The sequence below is a fragment of the Flavobacterium sp. YO12 genome (assembly GCF_004119495.1).
In the GTDB taxonomy this organism is placed as follows: domain Bacteria; phylum Bacteroidota; class Bacteroidia; order Flavobacteriales; family Flavobacteriaceae; genus Flavobacterium.
Map to the genome: position 1 here is coordinate 1 of NZ_NRQU01000039.1, position 17,715 is coordinate 17,715.

Consider the following 17,715-nt stretch of genomic DNA (forward strand, 5'->3'; position numbering starts at 1 on the left):
ATTTTTAAAACAGTCATTTTTTCATAACTTTAAATAAGAGTAAAGAGAAAACATATAACCTTTTTAATTATAAAATTATGGTATTACAATATCAAGGTGAACAACACGGAAAAGCGACTACTTTTACAATAAGAATTATTGGTAACAACTTGTCAAAAAGCAGTTCTAATTATCAAATTGATTTATTAGTAGGCGATAATAAACTACCAACTTTTACAACTTCAATTCATCAAAGTCTGTCGAATTGCTTGAAAGAAATTTACTTGTTTAGAAAACATAATGGAATCAAGTTTAATGAAGCATCAGAGAAGATAACGTCACTTTATGTGCCTTATGATAAGGTTTTGTACAATTATAATAAACATGCACTATTTATGGCTTAAAAGCCGTTTAGCTGTTATGTAAAAAAAAAGCTACTCGGTTTGAGTAGTCTTTTTTTTGTTTTATCAGTTTTATAATTCTTTATTATGAAATAATGAATTAGCTTGATATTCTGGATGTTTGTCGATGTAAGCTTTTATGTAAGGACAATACGGTTTTACTTTAAGATGATTTTCTTCTGCGTAATCCAAAACATATTTTGCTATGTAAGCCGCTAATCCTTGTCCAGATAATTCTGGCGGAACCTCAGTATGGATATAGGCAATACCGCCGTCGAATAATTTGTATTGTTCAAACGCCATATGTCCATCTACGTGAATCTCAAAACGTTTGTCTTTTTCGTTGTTTATAACTGTATATTCCATAATTGCTTTTTTTTAGTATTGTAAAATTAGTAAGTATAAAACCTAGTAGACTTAATCTATGACAAGAAATTTTAAAAAAAACAGCATTGATTTATCTATTCTTTAAAAGTCAGTTCCCCAAAATAATACTCTAACTTTGAGTACTGCTTAAAACAGCAAATAGAATTTGCAGTATAAATCATCAATGAAAGATAAAGAAAATAATCAAAAAGGCTGTTCAGTTCAGGAATGTACTACAGATGATATTAACCGTATAGGCAGTTCGCCGCTCTACACTATATTTCTTTTTGAAGGCAGTGGGAAAGTAAGCGTAGATTTAGTAAAGTACTCTTTTGAAGGTAAAATTGTGTTGTTTTCAACGCCATATCAAATGGTTTATTTTGAATCTGAATCTCCGATTAAAGTAAAGAAACTGCAGTTTCACGGCGATTTTTATTGTATTGAATACCATAAAAAAGAAGTCGCCTGCAATGGACTTTTGTTTAATAATATTTATCAGCAGACTTTTATAAATCTTGAGCAAGAAGACTATACTGAAATTGATTTCATCTTGAGAAAAATGATAATCGAGCTTCAAGATTCGAATACGTATGCTGCAGCAGTAGTAAAAGCTTATTTACAATTGATTTTGGCGTTATGCAGTAAAATTAAATCTAAAGATAATAGTATCGAAGCAGAAAAGAATGCATATCATCCGCTGATGAATTTTAAGGAACTGCTGGAAAATAATTTTCAAAAAGAAAGGCAGCCTTCTTTTTATGCTGCAAAAATGGGAATTTCGCCCAATAATTTTTCGAAGATCTGCAAGCAGTATTTCTTAAAAACACCTTCGACATTAATTCATGAAAGAGTAATACTTGAATCTAAAAAGTTAATTCATCTGACTTATAAGAGTATGAAAGAAATAGCAGCTGAATTGAATTTTGATGATGAGAATTATTTTAGTCGTTATTTTAAAAAACATACTGGAATTACGCCAACAGCTTTTCGCGAAAATGTTGGAATATCTATCGTAGCAGATTTGTCCAGAGAATAGCCATATTTGTCCATTGTGGTCTAAATTGACTCTTCTTAATTTTGTGTCTAAATACTTAGACTATGAAAATTTTAATCATTTTATCAAAATTACAAGGGCAGTTTATCAATTTTATGCGAATCGCTATTCTTATCGTTATGGTGTGGATTGGCGGACTTAAAGCTTTTCAATATGAGGCTGACGGAATCGTTCCTTTTGTAGCCAACAGCCCTTTAATGAGTTTCTTTTATAATAATCCGCAAGAATATAAAGAACATAAAAATAAAGAGGGGGAGATGGTTCAAAAGAATATTGAATGGAATCATCTAAACGGAACTTATGGTTTCTCGTATGCTTTAGGAACTGTTATTGTCATTATTGGTTCACTCACTTTTTTAGGTATTTTCAACGATCGTTTGGGACTTATCGGCGGATTGCTTACTGCAGGTATGGCATTGGTAACTCTTACTTTTTTAATTACAACTCCGGAAACTTGGGTTCCTAATTTGGGAGGTGATATGCTAACGCCGCAATTTGGTTTTCCTTATTTATCAGGGGCTGGTAGATTAGTTGTAAAAGATATTATTATGATGGCGGGCGGTTTGATTGTCGCTTCTGATTCTGCTAAAAAGCTTTTGAAAGAGTAAGAAAAAAGAGCAGAAACAAGTCAATTAGAACTTATTACTTCCTGTTTTTCAACCATCTTTCGATTGGTTCAGTGGCGGTGTTTATGATAATTACAGTGAGTGTACAAATTAAAGCTTCGGCAAAATAACCAGAAGCGGCAATACAGCCAATCGCGGCACTGCACCAAATTGTAGCGGCCGAGTTTAAACCATGTACATTATCGCCTTCTCTAAAAATGACTCCTGCACCTAGAAAACCAACTCCCATAACAACCTGAGCCGTAATACGAGTAACATCAACATTTAAGGCAGTACCCGCAACTTTTATAGATAATAATACAAAAGTTGCAGCTCCTATTGCTACCAATGTATTCGTTTTTAATCCAGTTTCTTTATGATGCCATTGTCTTTCAAAACCTATAATTAATCCTGCTAAAGTGGCGGCAGCAAGTCTTGTTAAAAATTCTGTAGTACTCAAAATTATTACTTTTTAGATCATTAAAAAAAGATTCATTTTCTTGTAAAAGCTGTTATCTTAACATAAAGATATTTAAAAAATAAATATGGGCAACGAGTTTAAAAAGAATCTATTTTAATGCTTCAAACAATATTTCTACAGGATGCTGCGCTTTACGACCTGTACCATCTGCGATTTGATGCCTGCAGCTAGTTCCTGACGCCGAAATTAATGTCGCTTGATCTTCTGAACGGATTGTTGGAAACAAAACTAGTTCGCCTATTTTCATCGATATATCGTAATGCTCTTTTTCATAACCAAAAGAGCCTGCCATGCCACAGCAGCCACTCGGAATGTTTAAAACGGTATAGTTTCTTGGCAGCGTTAAAATTTTCTTTAATGGCACTAATGATGATAAAGCTTTTTGAAAACAATGCCCATGCATACGCACACGTTCCGTTTTATCCGTAAAACTGGCTGATGAAACACGACCCTCGTCTAATTCTTTGGCTAAAAATTCTTCGATTAAAAAGGTTTTTGAAGCAAATAATTTTGCTTTTTCTTTTAAATCGCCGCGGCATAAATCGGGATATTCATCTCGGAAAGATAATATTCCCGAAGGCTCTATTCCAATTAAAATTCCGTCTTGAGGTATGCTTTTTTCAAAATATAGAATGTTTTTTTCCGCTATTTCTCGTGCTTCTTTCAGCATTCCTTTAGAAAGATACGTTCTTCCGCTGATGCCGATTTTCGGAATTTCGACTTGATAACCTAACCGATTTAAAAGTTTAACAGCGGTTTGACCAATTTCAACATCATAATAATTCAGAAATTCATCATTATACAAATACACTTTGCCATTTGTAAAATCTCCTTTTTGAGTATAGTTTTTCATCCATTTTGCGAAAGTGATTTTATGCATTAAAGGCAATTTTCTCTCCACAGCAAAACCTGATGCTTTTTTGATAATATTTCCTAAAACACCCTTAGTAGATAAATTGTAAATCCAAGGTGTTGCTGCAAACAAATGATTTATTTTGGGCGTATTTCCAATCAATTTCGAACGGAATTTAATGCCGCTTTTGTCGTGATACTGTTGCAAAGTTTCGGCTTTTAGTTTTGCCATATCAACATTCGACGGACATTCAGATTTACAGCCTTTACAGCTTAAGCATAAATCGAGAACCTCAAGAAGACCTTCGTCATCAAATTTGTTTTCTTTTTTTGAATTCGTTATCGTTTCTCTTAAAATATTTGCCCTTGCACGTGTAGTGTGTTTTTCGTCGCGAGTTGCCATATAGCTTGGGCACATTGTACCGCCGCTTTTTTCGGTTTTTCTGCAGTCTCCAGAACCATTGCACATTTCAGCTGCACGCAAAATTCCGTTATGTTGAGAAAAATCAAAATAAGTTTCAGGCATTGGTGTTTCTTGACCAGCTGTATATCTTAAACTGGTATCCATAGGCGGTGTATTTACAATTTTACCAGGATTAAAAACACCCCAAGGATCCCAAACTTCTTTTATTTGAACGAACATTTGATATGTTTCTTCGCCTAACATCAAAGGGATAAATTCTCCGCGAAGTCTTCCGTCACCGTGTTCGCCGCTCAGAGAACCTTTGTATTTTTTAACTAAGTGCGCAATGTCTGTGGCGATAGTTCTAAAAATTGCCGTGCCTTCTTTTGTTTTTAAATCGATAATAGGGCGCAGGTGCAATTCGCCCGTTGCGGCGTGAGCATAATGCACACAATTTAAATTTCTTTCTTTTAAAATGGCATTAAAATCTTCAATAAAATCGGGTAAATCGTTTACATCAACGGCCGTATCCTCAATTACAGCAACAGCTTTGGCATCGCCAGGAATATTTGACAATAAACCTAATCCAGCTTTTCTTAAAGCCCAGACTTTATTAGTGTCTTCTCCGTAAACTATTGGAAAATGATAGCCAAGATTTTTAGAACGCATCAAAGCTTCCATTTCTATCGCAACATTATCAATTTCTTCTTGAGTATCACGTAAAAATTCGACCGCTAAAATCGCTTGCGGATCACCTTTTACAAAAAAGCGATTTTTGCTTTGCTCAATGTTTTCTTTTGTACATTCTAGAATATAATGATCGATTAATTCAATGCTGTCAGGATTGAATTTTAAGGCTTCAATATTGGCTTTTAATGATTCATTGATGCTTTCAAAATGGATGCAGACTAAAGCGGCGTGGGGTTTTAAAGCGTCGACTAAATTTAATTTTATCGCTGTAGAAAAAAACAAAGTTCCCTCTGAACCTGCAATTAATTTACAAAAATTAAATTTTTCATCTGAATCTCCAAAAGGCATAGAATCTGCCAATAAATCTAAAGCGTAACCCGTATTTCTTCTCGGGATTGTTTTTTTAGGAAAATTATCCTCGAATAATATTCTGTTAGTTTCTGATGATAAAAGATCTTTAGCTTGAAGATAAATGGCTTGTTCTAGAGAACTTACAACATTAATTCCGTTACATTTGTCTTCAAATTCGGCATTCGTCAAAGCACCAAAAGTAACCTCGCAGCCATCAGCCAGAAAGCCTTTAATTTCAAGTAAATGTTCACGAGTAGAACCATAAACAACAGATCGTGCACCGCAGGCATTATTGCCAACCATACCGCCAATCATGCAGCGATTACTGGTAGAAGTTTCTGGTCCAAAGAACAGTTTATACGATTTTAAATGAAGATTTAATTCATCACGAATAACTCCAGGTTCTACCCAAGCCGATTTTTCAATTGGATCAACTGAAATGATTTTGGTAAATTCCTGCGAAATATCAACAATAATTCCGTTTCCAACCACTTGACCCGCAAGTGAAGTTCCAGCAGCACGCGGTATTATGCTGCTTTTGTTTTCCCTTGCAAAAGCAATAATTTTTTGAATATCTTCTTTAGTTTTTGGAACCGCAACGGCCAAAGGCATTTCTTTATAAGCGCTTGCATCAGTAGCATAAAGCAGACGCATGGTATGATCGTAGAACAATTTACCTTCTAGCTGCTTTTCTAAACTTTCAAGATTAATAGAATTCTTGGAAAGGATATTATTGTTATTCATTTTAATACAGTAATTATATACAAGATTGCCTTATCCAAAATTATTCAGATAAGAAGTCAGGAATAGTTTTTGTTTGTTTTTGCTGTTTTTTAACACATAATCCAGAAACTCAATTAGAGTTTTGTCATTTCGACCGAAGGGAGAAATCACACAAGAAACGCCGCAATCAAAATCGCCAATCTTTGTCGAATCCCGCGTGTGATTTCTCCCTTCGGTCGAAATGACAATATTGTGTTCAAACGTTTGGATTATGTATTAAATACTTTTTACAATTCGCTTAATGCAATATCAAGTAAACGCACCATTTCATCGGCATTTTGTTTGCTGAATGTCATAGGCGGTTTTATTTTTAAAACATTGTGCAAAGGACCGTCTGTACTGAGTAAAAAGCCATTTGCTTTCATTTTTTCGACTATAATATCAATTTCAGGAACGGCAGGTTCCATTGAGGTTCTGTCTTTTACCATTTCGGCGCCAATGAATAATCCGTGTCCTCGAACATCGCTTATTATCGGATATTTTGCCATCAGAGTTTTAAGACCGTTCATCAAATGATTTCCTACTTCAAGTGCATGCTGCTGCATTTCTTCTTCCTGAATAACATCTAAAACGGCTAATCCTGTAGTCATAGAGACCGGATTTCCTCCAAAGGTGTTAAAATACTCTAAACCGTTATTAAATGAATCTGCAATTTCCTCTGTTACAATTACTGCTGCAAGCGGATGACCGTTTCCAATTGGTTTTCCTAAAACAACAATATCTGGAACAACATTTTGCAATTCGAATCCCCAGAAATGATCTCCGATTCTTCCAAATCCTACTTGAACTTCATCGGCGATGCAAACACCGCCAGCAGCTCTTACATATTCATAAGCTGTTTTTAGATAGTTTTCGGGTAACGGAATTTGTCCGCCGACTCCCAATAAAGTTTCACAAATAAATACAGCAGGTGTTTTATCTTCCTTTTTTAAATCTTCGATAATTCGTTGTACATCAGCAGCGTATTTTTCGCCTGCTTTTGCATCGCCGTATTTAAATGGACCTCTATATAAATCAGGATTGATTGCTTTGTGAATCCACGGCATTTGACCAGAACCGCCTTTGCTGTCAAATTTATACGGACTCATTTCCATTGCCACAGTTGAGGTGCCGTGATACGCATGATCCAGTACAATTATATCTTTTTGTTTGGTACAATGACGGCTCATTCTAATAGCCAAATCATTTGCTTCGCTGCCAGAGTTTACAAAATAACAAACACTTAGTTTTTCAGGTAATGTAGCAGTAAGTTTTTCTGCATATTCTGTTATCGCGTCGTTTAAATAACGTGTATTGGTATTTAAAGTCGCAATTTGTTTTTGCATTTTTCTAACTACAACCGGGTGGCAATGTCCAACATGCGAAGGATTGTTTACACAATCTACAAAGGTTTTTCCTTTGTCATCATATAAATATTGCAGTGCGCCTTTAACAATTTTTAATTTGTCTTTATAACCAATGCTTAGATTTCGACCAATTTTCTTTTTACGAACTTCAAGTAAATCGCTATAGTCATTATCATTAATTAACCCTTCAAAACCGCAAGCTTTTCTAAAAGCATCTTGTGCTTTGATTGGATTAATTTCAATTAACTTATACAATAAATTCCAAGCTGGTTTTTCAGTAATAAAATGATGTTCATTATTGCTGTCTAACGAAGCATTGTAAGCAGATTGTGTTACGCTGATGCAAAGTCTTCCAGCTATTAAATAATACAATAAATCTAATTCCTGCTCTGTAAGTGCGTACGCTTTATGATATCCTTGAACTACTGATGCCGCAACAGCAAGCGGATCTTTTTCATCGAGCATGGCATAAGTACAGGCAATGGCTAGATTATTGACAAGAGCAGTATAAACCATATCGCCAAAATCAATCAAACCACTTATGCGATTACCTTGTACTAATACATTGTAGTCGTTGGCATCGTTATGTATATAAGCATGTCTTAAGCGATGTATTTGAGGCAGAACTTCTGTGTCAAATTGAAGTAGAAAATAACATGCAATACGTCTTTTTTCGTGATTTAGAATGTGTTTTAAGTTGTCTCCAGCTTCACTCGCATGACTAATGTCCCAAGTGTAATTGCGATGCATTGCAGGATGCGAAAAATCCTTTAAAGCATTGTCCATATTCCCTAAAAAAGAACCTAAATTATAATGTAATTCGGTCGTTTTTGCTTTTTCATCAACCCAAAAAGTACCTTTCAAAAAGTTTAGAATTCGTATATAATAAGTATGGTTGTCAAGCACTATTTTAGTTAATTCATCGCCTTGTTTGTTAATGCAAAAATGCTGAAAACAATCAGAGATATTGCTTCTCGTTAAGTGTTTTATGATTTCCACCTGCGCCTCTAAAAAAGGAAATGAGTGACTCTCATTTGATACTTTTAGAATGTACTTTTCATTTTTGTCATTCGATAAAAGAAAGTTTAATTCATCATATCCATTTAATGCCTTTGCGGTTACGGTTAGTCCGTAATGTTCTTTTACTAAGTCTTGAATAGCTGCTTCTGAAAAAGTCATTGGTATTGTATTTTATTGTTTTTGTTTGTTTTATTTTTCGCCACAAATTGCACGAATTTACACTAATTATTGTGTGTATTCTATTTGAAAAAATTCGTGCAATTCGTGTAATTTGTGGCAAACCTTAATCTTGGCAAACTTTTACTTCCAAATCACAGCTTGCGCAGGCTGTAAAGGATTTTGTCCGACCAATATTTTACTTCCTTGAGGAATAGGTAGATTAATAGGCTCATTGGTATAATTTACACCTACATAAAAACCATCTCTCCATTCTATAAAAACGCCTTTTGGTAAGTTTTCAATCGCAACTTTGGCGCGAGAATACGTATCGCGTACAATTTGTCTCTCTAAACTTCCATCGTTGCTTTCTGCTCCAATATAAGTGATGGTTCCTTTACCTAATTTTCGAGTCACCGCCGCAGCTTTGCCTTTGTAAAACTGATCGTCATAAGTGGCTAAAACTTCTGTTCCTTGTTTAGGCGATAAAACATCTGCCCAAGTATTCCATTTGTAACTGTTGTTTCCTGCTTTGATGGTTCCGTTTACATCAGCCACCAGCATATCAAAAAAGTCAACATCAGCACCAATTAAAGGAACAATAGGAGCATTCCAATTTGCTTCGAAAAAATGACCATTTCTGTCTTTCTGTCCCGTACGACAAGTTAGAATTAAATTTCCTCCGTTCTCTACATATTTTTGCCATTTTGCCACTAGTTTTTGATCAACAAGCTGATAAGCCGGAGCTACAATAAATGGATAATCATCAAAATTAGCCTCTTCAGTAATAAAATCCATAGGCGCACCAGTTGATTTAACAGCCGATGTATAAGTGTTTCTGTGTTTCCACGTATTCCAGAATTTAGTTTGTTTCTGGTTTTCTAAATCCCAAAGGTTATCATGACTCCATAAAAAGCCGGTTTTTCTTTTCGCAATATCTTGCGGTATTACAGTTTTCGGATTGTATTCTTTACGAAGCAGTTTCATGTCTTCGATAGATTGTACAAATTCTTTTCCGCCTTGTGTAAGTGTTACGCCATCGGTGCCAACGATTCCGTCATGATACATTTCGCTGCTTCCAAGCGGATGTCTGTATCTGTACGTACAAGTGAAAGAACAGCCGCCGCCAAAAGCCTGTGAAATCCACATGTGAACAGTTCCCGGAAGTAACTGCGGATTAATACTTGCCCAGTTTACCTGTCCAGGCTGCAATTCCATAACACCAGTAACGCCCGTTATTGATCTGTAATAATCATTTGCTTCTGAAATTTTGCTTGGTGAGCCCATTCTAAAACTATCGCCGCCTAACGGATTTTGACCGCTTACAGGATACATTGTATAGGTTATAAAATCCATTTTGTCAGCACTTCTTGGATCAGCGTCATAAATTACGTTGGTAAAGTTTGTGGTAATCCATTGTTTTGGATCAACATATTTTCTAAGTATTTCAGCTTGTCTGTTCAAGTATTGAGCTTGAGCATCAGATGTAAATCTTTTAAAATCTAAAACGGCATGCGGACTCAATTTATCTTCAAAATACATTTCGGCGTTTGGTAAAACAATCTGTTCAAAGTTATTGTAACGTGTGCTCCAGAAATTTCCAACCCATTCTGTGTTTAACTTTTCGATTGTTCCGTATTTGGCTTTAAGCCAAATTTGAAATGCTTTGCGTGCCGACGGACTGAAATCTGCTGTGCCAAGAGGTTCATTGTCGATTTGCCAGCCCATGATATTTTTATTCTTACCGTATCTTTTTCCTAATTCGGCAACAATTTGATCTGTAAATTCTCTGTATTTTTCATTTGTTATAGACACATTTGCTCTGTTTCCGTGTTCTCTGCGGCGGCCGTTTGCATCTACTAAATAAATCTCAGGATATTTTTCTCCCATCCATGCCGGCGGAGTTGGAGTTGGCGTACAAAGAATTACTTTTAAACCTTCTTTTTCGGCTATAGCCAAAGCATAGTCCAGCCATTTAAAGTCATAAACGCCCTCTTGCGGTTCCATATAAGTCCAGGCAAATTCAGCAAAATGCGTAAATTCAAAACCAAGTTTTTTAATGTTTTTGAGGTCGCGTTCCCATTGTTCTCTTGGCCATTGTTCAGGATAATAATAAACGCCAATCTGCATTAAATCTGGTTTTGAGAAAAAACGCTGCGGATCTTTTTTTTCTGAAGAAACTGCCTTTTTATTTTGAGCAAAAATAGGTATCGAATGACAGCCTGCAATAAATGTTACTGCAGTAATAAATTTTGCAAGAGATATATTTTGGTTCATGGTTTATTTAATAGTTAATCAATAATAAATTTTAAGTTTTAGTTCAAAATAAGCATTAAATAATGCGCTGCCGACCAGCTGAAATTATAAGCTTCAAGTCCTTTTCCGGTTAGAGGCTGATAATTTTCTCTAATAGAAGTACCTTTGTCTAGAACACCGTCAGCGTTATGAATAAGCTTATGCGCTAATTGGTTTGCTTCGTTTGTGTATCCGTATTTTTCAAGTCCGTTGATGCCAAAATAACTTTGATCCAGCCAGATTGGTCCTCTCCAATAACCGCCTTCAGGTTTAAATTTCGGATGATTTGCTGCTAATGTCGGCAATGGAACAAATGTGTTAAAAATTGCAGGATTAAGCATGTTTTCTTTTATTAATTTAGTTTGTTCTGGAGTTGCAACTTCTGCCCAAATTGGCAGATATCCCTCGCATCCCATAATCTTTATTAACGATTTCCCATCGATTGTTGTGTCGTAAAACCAACCTGTAGAAGCATCCCAGAATTGTGTTTGAATTTTAGTTTTTAATGCTGTGCTTGCGTCTTGCCAGTCTTTTGATTCTTTGGTTAATTTTAAAACCTGAGCCATTTTGCTTAAATAGTTTTTTTCGGCATATAAGAATGAATTTAAATCGACACTTTCCTGATCTAAAGAAAAAGCTTTCTCTCCGTTTTTCAAGATTTTACTGTCATCAAAACGAACTGCATTATCCATTCCGCTTTCCCATTTTCCTGCAATTAGAGTTCCGTCTGTTGAGCCAAATTCGCATAAACCATCTTGATCGTGATCACGTTCTTTGTACCACCAGTTATGGTATAGTTTTAACTTTGGATAAAACTCTTTTAAGAAAGCTGCATCTTTTGTCTTCTCATAAATCTGCCAAATTGCCCACGCTGCAAGCGGCGCTTTTGTGTTGCGGTAATTGTTTTCTTCGATAAGATTATTTCTGTAAACGCAATCAGGAATAAAACCGTTTGGTTCTTGATAATCAAATAAAGCACGCATTTGGTTTTTTGCCAATTCAGTATCATAATTAGCCACAGCTGCCGCATGTTTCCAGCTGTCCCATGCCCAAAATCCATGAAACCATTCATAATTGTAGCTTGGAAAAAGACCTCCGTGTTTTAATCCTTCTGCCGCAATTCTGGTATTGTTTTGTAATGTCAATTCTAATTTTGCAATTAAATCAGAATAAATATTGTCTTTGTAAATCGCTTTTTTCTTAGCAATTAATTGTACCAATAGATTTTCTTTTTCTTTTTGTGTGTTGTTCAGCAGTGTGTTAAATGTTGTTTTAGCGATTGTTTCTTTTTCTTTCTGCCATGAATACTGTGGAAAAATATAGGTTTGAGAAACAACAATATCTTTAGTTTCATTAGGTTTTAAAGTCAGTTTTTCAGTTTGAGCTTTATAACCTTCTTTTGTAATTTCGATTGCAGGATTTGAGTTTAAAAACTGAATGTATCCAATTGCTGTACTTTTTGATGAAACTATTTTTAAAGTTTTATTTTCATCGGATAACTTTAAATCGTTTAAAAAAAGAGAGGCATTATAAGAGGGATAAAGTGTTATCGTTTTTCCTGTTTTATTGGTAATACTTGTTTTTTGAAGTGCCGAATGACCTGATAAATAAACCAATTGTTGTTTTACGTTTACTTTTTCGTTCTGAAATTGCTGCTCTAAATGACTGTTGTAACTGTTTTGATTTACTAAAGTGTTTTTCCAGTTAATGACTTCGTTTTTACTTTCGTCAGTAAGCTGTAAAGAAACAAATGATGGACTCAGCCAAACTCCGTTTTGTTCTGTCATTAAAAATGGACCAGAAAACCCTGCCTGCGTATTTGGTGTATCCAAGAATCCGAATGCAAACCAAGCGCCTTTATCAGAAAAAGCCAATGAGTTACGATCTGTAGCATTCGCTGGATTTCCCTTATAATTTAAGCTGTTTTTTGCGGATTCTAAAATTGGAAATCCTTTTTGCGCCGAGCTGGATTGTAAGATAAAAAAGAAGGATAGAATAAAAAGTGTATGCCTTTTGCCCATGTTATTTCGTCTTTATTGAATGTTTTTTGTTTTTATTTCAGCTGTTTATATGAGTCGATGCTTTTCGATAAATATAATATTGTGGAGAATGGTTTATAAAATACTATCTCCAGCAATTTGCTATTAGATAAAAAGAATAGCCCAAGAAATATAGGGCTATTCTTTTAAAAATTGTAATTATTTAATGGATTAATTTGCTTGTAATTCTGTTATCGGAATAGGGTAGAAGTTGTTTTTTGCAGCATCAAACCCAGTACGTCCTGCAGCATCAAGAGCAGCTTTTGTTTTTCCCCAACGACGTAAGTCATAAAAACGATAGTTTTCCAACGGAAATTCAAGAATTCTTTCGTGCTCGATTTGAGCTTTTACAGCGCTTGCAGTTGTTCCTGTCATTGCTGGCATATCTGCTCTATTACGCACTTTGTTGATGTACGGAATTGCTTCTGGTGTACGACCCAATTCGTTTAATACTTCGGCCTGCATCAACAATACGTTTGAGTATCTCATTAATGGAACGTTGATTGCAGTAAATTCTTGATTCATTTTTTCCTGTGTACTTGGAATAAATTTACGGAATACTGGTTTGTCAGTACCGCCAAATTTATCATCATAAGTAGTTCCTAATACTAACGGATTACTTGGATCATTAAAATAAGGATCTTTAAAGAAAATAGTACTGTAAAAACGAGTGTCGTAGTTACCTGTAGTTGCCGTTTTTCCTTCTTTCTTAAATTCGTTTATAAGTACAGTACTTGGCAAAATTTCGTCCCATCCGCCTAATTCTGCTGCAGCCATCCAATAATGAAGGGCATTACGATAAAAGGCACCATTTGCTGTTGTTTCTGTAAACTGCAATTCGAATATTGATTCTCTGGTATTTTTAGAAGTACCATCAAACATAGAAACGTAATCTTTAACTAACTCATATCCTTGTACTTTGTTAAGTGCAGTAAGAGATTCGTTTAAGAAAGCTTGTTTTTGAGCTGTTTCTTCATAAGCTCTGGTTAAATAAGCAAATCCAAGGTAGCTGTTTGCAGCACCGCTTGTTGCACGTCCAGTTTTATCTGTAGATTGTTTTGCAGGAAGTACTGCTGCCGCAGCTTTAAGTTCGCTTGTAATAAAATCCCATGCTTCAGCACGTGTTGATAACGGAATGCTTAGATCGCTTTCTTTAGTAATGTATTTTTTTCTAACGTAAATCTGATCCCAGTTTAGAAGCAGTTTCATGTGGTAATAAGCACGTAAAAAACGAGCTTCGGCTTCAATTTGTGCTCTGTCAGCATCGTTTAAATTAGCTGCAGGAACTTGCGGCAATTTATCGATAACTTGATTCGCATTACTGATTCCTCTGTAGTTAAGTCTCCAATAGGTTGCAAATTGCGGGTTTCCATTTGTATAAGTAAATGTCGAAAGTTCAACCCAGCTTTGGTAGTTTAAGGCGTCGCTTCCTAAATCGCAAATGTCTTCACGATACGCTTCAACAGGCCATTTTACTTCGGCGAAAGCCCATTCGTCAACAGCCGCTTCCAATTGTGAATAGGTTGCTGCCAAAGCAGATTCGGCATCAGCTTTATTTCTCCAGAAATTACCCGAGGTAAGCTGGTCAGGAGATTGCTGGTCTAGATAATCACTACAACTTGTAATAGTGAATAAGCTTATGATGGATAATAAATAAAATATCTTGTTCATGATTTTTGTCTTTTTTAAATAGAATTAAAATATATATTGAACACCTGATACAAATGATCTTGTAAATGGATAAACAAAACGATCAACACCTGTATTAAGAACAGATGCACGAGAAAATTCTGGATCAATACCTGAGTAATCAGTGATTGTAAATAGGTTCTCAACACTTACATAAAATCTAAGTTTGTCTATTTTAGCTTTACCTAACATTTTACTTGGGATTGTATATCCTAATTGTATTTGACGCATTCTCACGAAGTTTCCGCTTTCAAGAAAACGATCAGATTCGCGGCTGTTTCCGTTAGGATCTTGCAATACGGCACGCGGCATGTTGCTGCGGTTTTCTGGTGTCCAAGAATTTAGAGTTGTAGCCAGCATATTGGTTCCTGCACTCATAGATTCGTAAAAATATCTATTTCCGTTATACAGTTTGTTACCCCATCCGCTTCCAATTAATGCAGAGAAGTCAAAACCTTTGTAACTCGCTCCTAAACTTAGATTTGCTTCTAATTTTGGCAATCCTGTTCCAGCGTAAGCTTTGTCATTTTCATCTATAGAACCATCGCCATTTAAATCTTTAAAACGAATATCTCCAGGCTGTGCATTTGGTTGTAATAAAACACCATTTTTGCTGTGGGCATTTACTTCGTCAACAGTTTGGAAAATACCATCAGTTTTGTATAAGTAAAAACCACTGATTGGACTTCCTACACGTGCTTGTGTTGGGAAATGTTCTTCTCCAAATTTCAATCCTTCACCATAAATAGTTTGACCTTCGTTTGCCAAAGACTCTACTTTATTTTTAAGTGTAGTAAGGTTGAAACCTACGTTGTATTTAAACTCATTAACTTGATCACGATAGTTTACCTCAAGTTCAAAACCGCTGTTGCTGATTTTACCAACGTTAAGGATCGGGTCGTCGATACCAGCAGATGGTGCTAATCTTTTTGTAATCAGTAAATTATCGGTAACATTGCGGTAGTAGTTCATCGAACCACTGATTTTTCCATTTTTAAGCGTAAAATCGATACCAACGTTTTTAGAATCAGTTGTTTCCCATTGCAAGTTTCTGTTTTCTAATGCAGTTGCAATACTTCCAGGCCAAGGGTTGTTTCCAACGCCTTGCACATAACCGTTACCTAAAGTGTTTCCAGTTTTGATTAAAGTATTGGCAGAGTAATATCCTAAAGCAGCTTCGTTACCCAATTGTCCCCAGCTTGCACGCAATTTTAAATTTGAGATGAAAAAATCTTTTGGGAAGAAGTTTTCTTGATCTATTTTCCATCCTAAAGCAATCGATGGGAAAGTTCCCCAACGGCTGTCTTCTCCAAATTTAGATGAACCATCTTTTCTAACTGTCATTTGAAGTAAGTAACGATCGTTGAAAGAGTAGTTTAAACGGCTGAAAAATGAAACACGGTTGTATTGAAATTTTGAACCGTCGGCAGAGTAAGTTCCTCCTTTACCTGCACCGATAGTTTCAAAATTTGGATCTAAAAATCCAGACGGACGATCGATTGATACTAATTCTCCGTTTTCTACAGAATAGTCTGTTGTTTTTCCTTCAACACTTACTTGATTCCAGTTTGATGATTGACCATTAATGGTGTTACCAAGCATTAAACCAAAAGTATGTTTTCCAAAAGTTTTATCAACAGTGATGATATTATCTAAGATCTGCTCATCCCAATGTGATCTCAATTCTGTTTGCATCGGATAAAGATGCACTTCTTTTGGATTAGCAATAAATGGTGGAAAATGAGCCATTTGCTGGTTGTTTTTCATGTGGTAAGAATAGGCAATTTTATATTTGAGCCATGAAGTAATGTTTGCTGTAATAGCAATATTTGCTGTTAAATCCTGTCCGTTATCATTACTTTTTCTAAAATGTTCTTCAGCTACTGGATTTGTTCCTGCTGGAAGTCCATTTTTACCTGTTAATCCATAACCATATTGTTCATTTGAATCGTAAACAGGAACTAAAGGAGCCATTGTATATACCTCTTTTAATTGAAAATTAGGCAGTGCATTTTGTGTTGCTATATAAGCCATTTTTCCATCTACATCAAAAATAGATTTCTTAAAACTTACTCTTGCACTTGCTGTTTGCTGACCAAAATCATTATCAATTACAACTCCTTTTTGTTTTACGTAGTTACCATACAAAGCAAATTTAATATCGCCTTGTCTTCCTTGAACTCCTAAACCATAATTTTGCGTAAGTCCAGAACGGAAAACTTCGTCCTGCCAGTCTGTATTAACATCAGATGGAGCAGTAATATAAGCAGGAAGCGGTTTTGGCGATGTAGCATATTTGTTATACTCATCATACATTCTTTTATGTACAGTACGATAACCATCAGCATCTAATAAGTCTAAAGTGTTGGCAACATTTGTTAAACTTAAAAACGAACTAAAATCTACTTTTATGCCTTCTTTTTGACCATTTTTAGTGGTAACGATAATTACCCCATTTGCTGCAACAGATCCGTAAATAGCAGCAGCAGCTCCATCTTTAAGAACCTCCATCGATTCGATGTTTGTTGGGTTTATGGTTTTAATATCACCTTGAAATCCGTCAATAATATAAAGCGGTTCAGTTGCTCCAAAGGTGTTTACTCCACGTATTTTTACCCTTACATCAGCTCCGGCAAGGCCACCGCTTTTTTGCACATTCACACCCGCTACTAAACCTTGCAGTGCTTCGGCAGGATTTGTTGCAGCTCTTGCTTCAATACTTTCTTTTTTAACAGATGAAATGGCTCCCGTAACATTCCCTTTTTTCTGAGAACCGTAACCAATTACAATAACCTCATTAAGTTTATTGGTTTCTTCCATCATTGTTACATTAATCGTAGTCCGGTTGTCTGCAGTTTCCATTTTTTGAGTAAATCCTAAGAACGAATAAATGATCGTAGGATTTGTCAAATTTGATGGGAATGTCAATGTATAATTACCATCAAAATCTGTTGAAGCATTGTAGTTTGAATCTTTTATAGAAATGCTTACGCCTGGTAACGTATTGTTTTTATCATCAGTTACTTTTCCGGTTATGCTTTTTTGTGCTTGACCATAATGGAGAGTTGGTAGCCATAAACATAATAGTAAAGGAATAAAATTCAGCTTCCTAATTAATAGTTTTTTCATTTGGTGATAGTTTTTGGTTAATTAAAATCCGATAGTTTTTCTTTTTTTTAGTTTTTTTTAATTGTTATAAAAGCAG

General features: G+C 35.4%; 11 protein-coding genes. 3 read left to right on the top strand and 8 right to left on the bottom strand.

Annotated elements, in window-relative coordinates; genetic code table 11:
• Positions 1–77 precede the first annotated feature (77 nt).
• On the top strand, positions 78–383 hold the full coding sequence (locus BOW55_RS13350) for a hypothetical protein (RefSeq protein WP_129024518.1): 306 nt from the start codon (positions 78–80) through the stop codon (positions 381–383).
• A gap of 69 nt (positions 384–452) precedes the next feature.
• Here the strand turns inward: BOW55_RS13350 and BOW55_RS13355 are convergent, their stop codons facing one another.
• Positions 453–746, bottom strand: a complete 294-nt coding sequence (locus BOW55_RS13355) for a GNAT family N-acetyltransferase (protein WP_089053970.1) — start codon at positions 744–746, stop codon at positions 453–455.
• Positions 747–930: 184 nt separating this feature from the next.
• Between BOW55_RS13355 and BOW55_RS13360 the strand changes: the two genes are divergently transcribed.
• Together BOW55_RS13360 and rclC are read left to right on the top strand one after the other, a co-directional pair.
• The gene (locus BOW55_RS13360; protein ID WP_129024519.1) at positions 931–1,782 is read left to right on the top strand and encodes an AraC family transcriptional regulator; all 852 of its coding nucleotides are present in this window, start codon (positions 931–933) and stop codon (positions 1,780–1,782) included.
• Between the two features lie 62 nt (positions 1,783–1,844).
• Entirely contained in the window at positions 1,845–2,408 is a 564-nt protein-coding gene (gene rclC, locus BOW55_RS13365; RefSeq protein ID WP_129024520.1) for a reactive chlorine resistance membrane protein RclC, read from the top strand.
• Positions 2,409–2,442: 34 nt separating this feature from the next.
• On the opposite strand, the gene BOW55_RS13370 is transcribed toward rclC, so the two are convergent.
• The 7 genes from BOW55_RS13370 to BOW55_RS13400 form a co-directional block, all read right to left on the bottom strand.
• Positions 2,443–2,865 carry an MgtC/SapB family protein gene (locus BOW55_RS13370; RefSeq protein ID WP_129024521.1) on the bottom strand — a complete coding sequence of 141 codons (423 nt, stop codon included), beginning with the start codon at positions 2,863–2,865 and terminating at the stop codon, positions 2,443–2,445.
• Positions 2,866–2,974: 109 nt separating this feature from the next.
• Complete coding sequence (locus BOW55_RS13375) at positions 2,975–5,926, bottom strand: FAD-binding and (Fe-S)-binding domain-containing protein (RefSeq protein WP_129024522.1); 2,952 nt, start codon at positions 5,924–5,926, stop codon at positions 2,975–2,977.
• A gap of 266 nt (positions 5,927–6,192) precedes the next feature.
• Positions 6,193–8,490 (bottom strand): aminotransferase class III-fold pyridoxal phosphate-dependent enzyme, encoded by a 2,298-nt coding sequence (locus BOW55_RS13380; RefSeq protein ID WP_129024523.1) that lies wholly within the window; start codon positions 8,488–8,490, stop codon positions 6,193–6,195.
• Positions 8,491–8,631: 141 nt separating this feature from the next.
• On the bottom strand, positions 8,632–10,764 hold the full coding sequence (locus tag BOW55_RS13385) for a beta-galactosidase (protein ID WP_129024524.1): 2,133 nt from the start codon (positions 10,762–10,764) through the stop codon (positions 8,632–8,634).
• 38 nt (positions 10,765–10,802) lie between these two features.
• Entirely contained in the window at positions 10,803–12,803 is a 2,001-nt protein-coding gene (locus tag BOW55_RS13390) for a trehalase family glycosidase (RefSeq protein WP_129024525.1), read from the bottom strand.
• Positions 12,804–12,992: 189 nt separating this feature from the next.
• Positions 12,993–14,492 (bottom strand): RagB/SusD family nutrient uptake outer membrane protein, encoded by a 1,500-nt coding sequence (locus BOW55_RS13395; protein WP_129024526.1) that lies wholly within the window; start codon positions 14,490–14,492, stop codon positions 12,993–12,995.
• Positions 14,493–14,516: 24 nt separating this feature from the next.
• Complete coding sequence (locus BOW55_RS13400; protein ID WP_129024527.1) at positions 14,517–17,639, bottom strand: TonB-dependent receptor; 3,123 nt, start codon at positions 17,637–17,639, stop codon at positions 14,517–14,519.
• Between the last annotated feature and the right edge of the window lie 76 nt (positions 17,640–17,715).

Coding starts and splice junctions, on each gene's coding strand:
- BOW55_RS13350 (WP_129024518.1), top strand. CDS start 78: ATGGTATTACAATATCAAGGTGAACAACACGGAAAAGCGACTACTTTT.
- BOW55_RS13355 (WP_089053970.1), bottom strand. CDS start 746: ATGGAATATACAGTTATAAACAACGAAAAAGACAAACGTTTTGAGATT.
- BOW55_RS13360 (WP_129024519.1), top strand. CDS start 931: ATGAAAGATAAAGAAAATAATCAAAAAGGCTGTTCAGTTCAGGAATGT.
- rclC (WP_129024520.1), top strand. CDS start 1,845: ATGAAAATTTTAATCATTTTATCAAAATTACAAGGGCAGTTTATCAAT.
- BOW55_RS13375 (WP_129024522.1), bottom strand. CDS start 5,926: ATGAATAACAATAATATCCTTTCCAAGAATTCTATTAATCTTGAAAGT.
- BOW55_RS13380 (WP_129024523.1), bottom strand. CDS start 8,490: ATGACTTTTTCAGAAGCAGCTATTCAAGACTTAGTAAAAGAACATTAC.
- BOW55_RS13385 (WP_129024524.1), bottom strand. CDS start 10,764: ATGAACCAAAATATATCTCTTGCAAAATTTATTACTGCAGTAACATTT.
- BOW55_RS13390 (WP_129024525.1), bottom strand. CDS start 12,803: ATGGGCAAAAGGCATACACTTTTTATTCTATCCTTCTTTTTTATCTTA.
- BOW55_RS13395 (WP_129024526.1), bottom strand. CDS start 14,492: ATGAACAAGATATTTTATTTATTATCCATCATAAGCTTATTCACTATT.
- BOW55_RS13400 (WP_129024527.1), bottom strand. CDS start 17,639: ATGAAAAAACTATTAATTAGGAAGCTGAATTTTATTCCTTTACTATTA.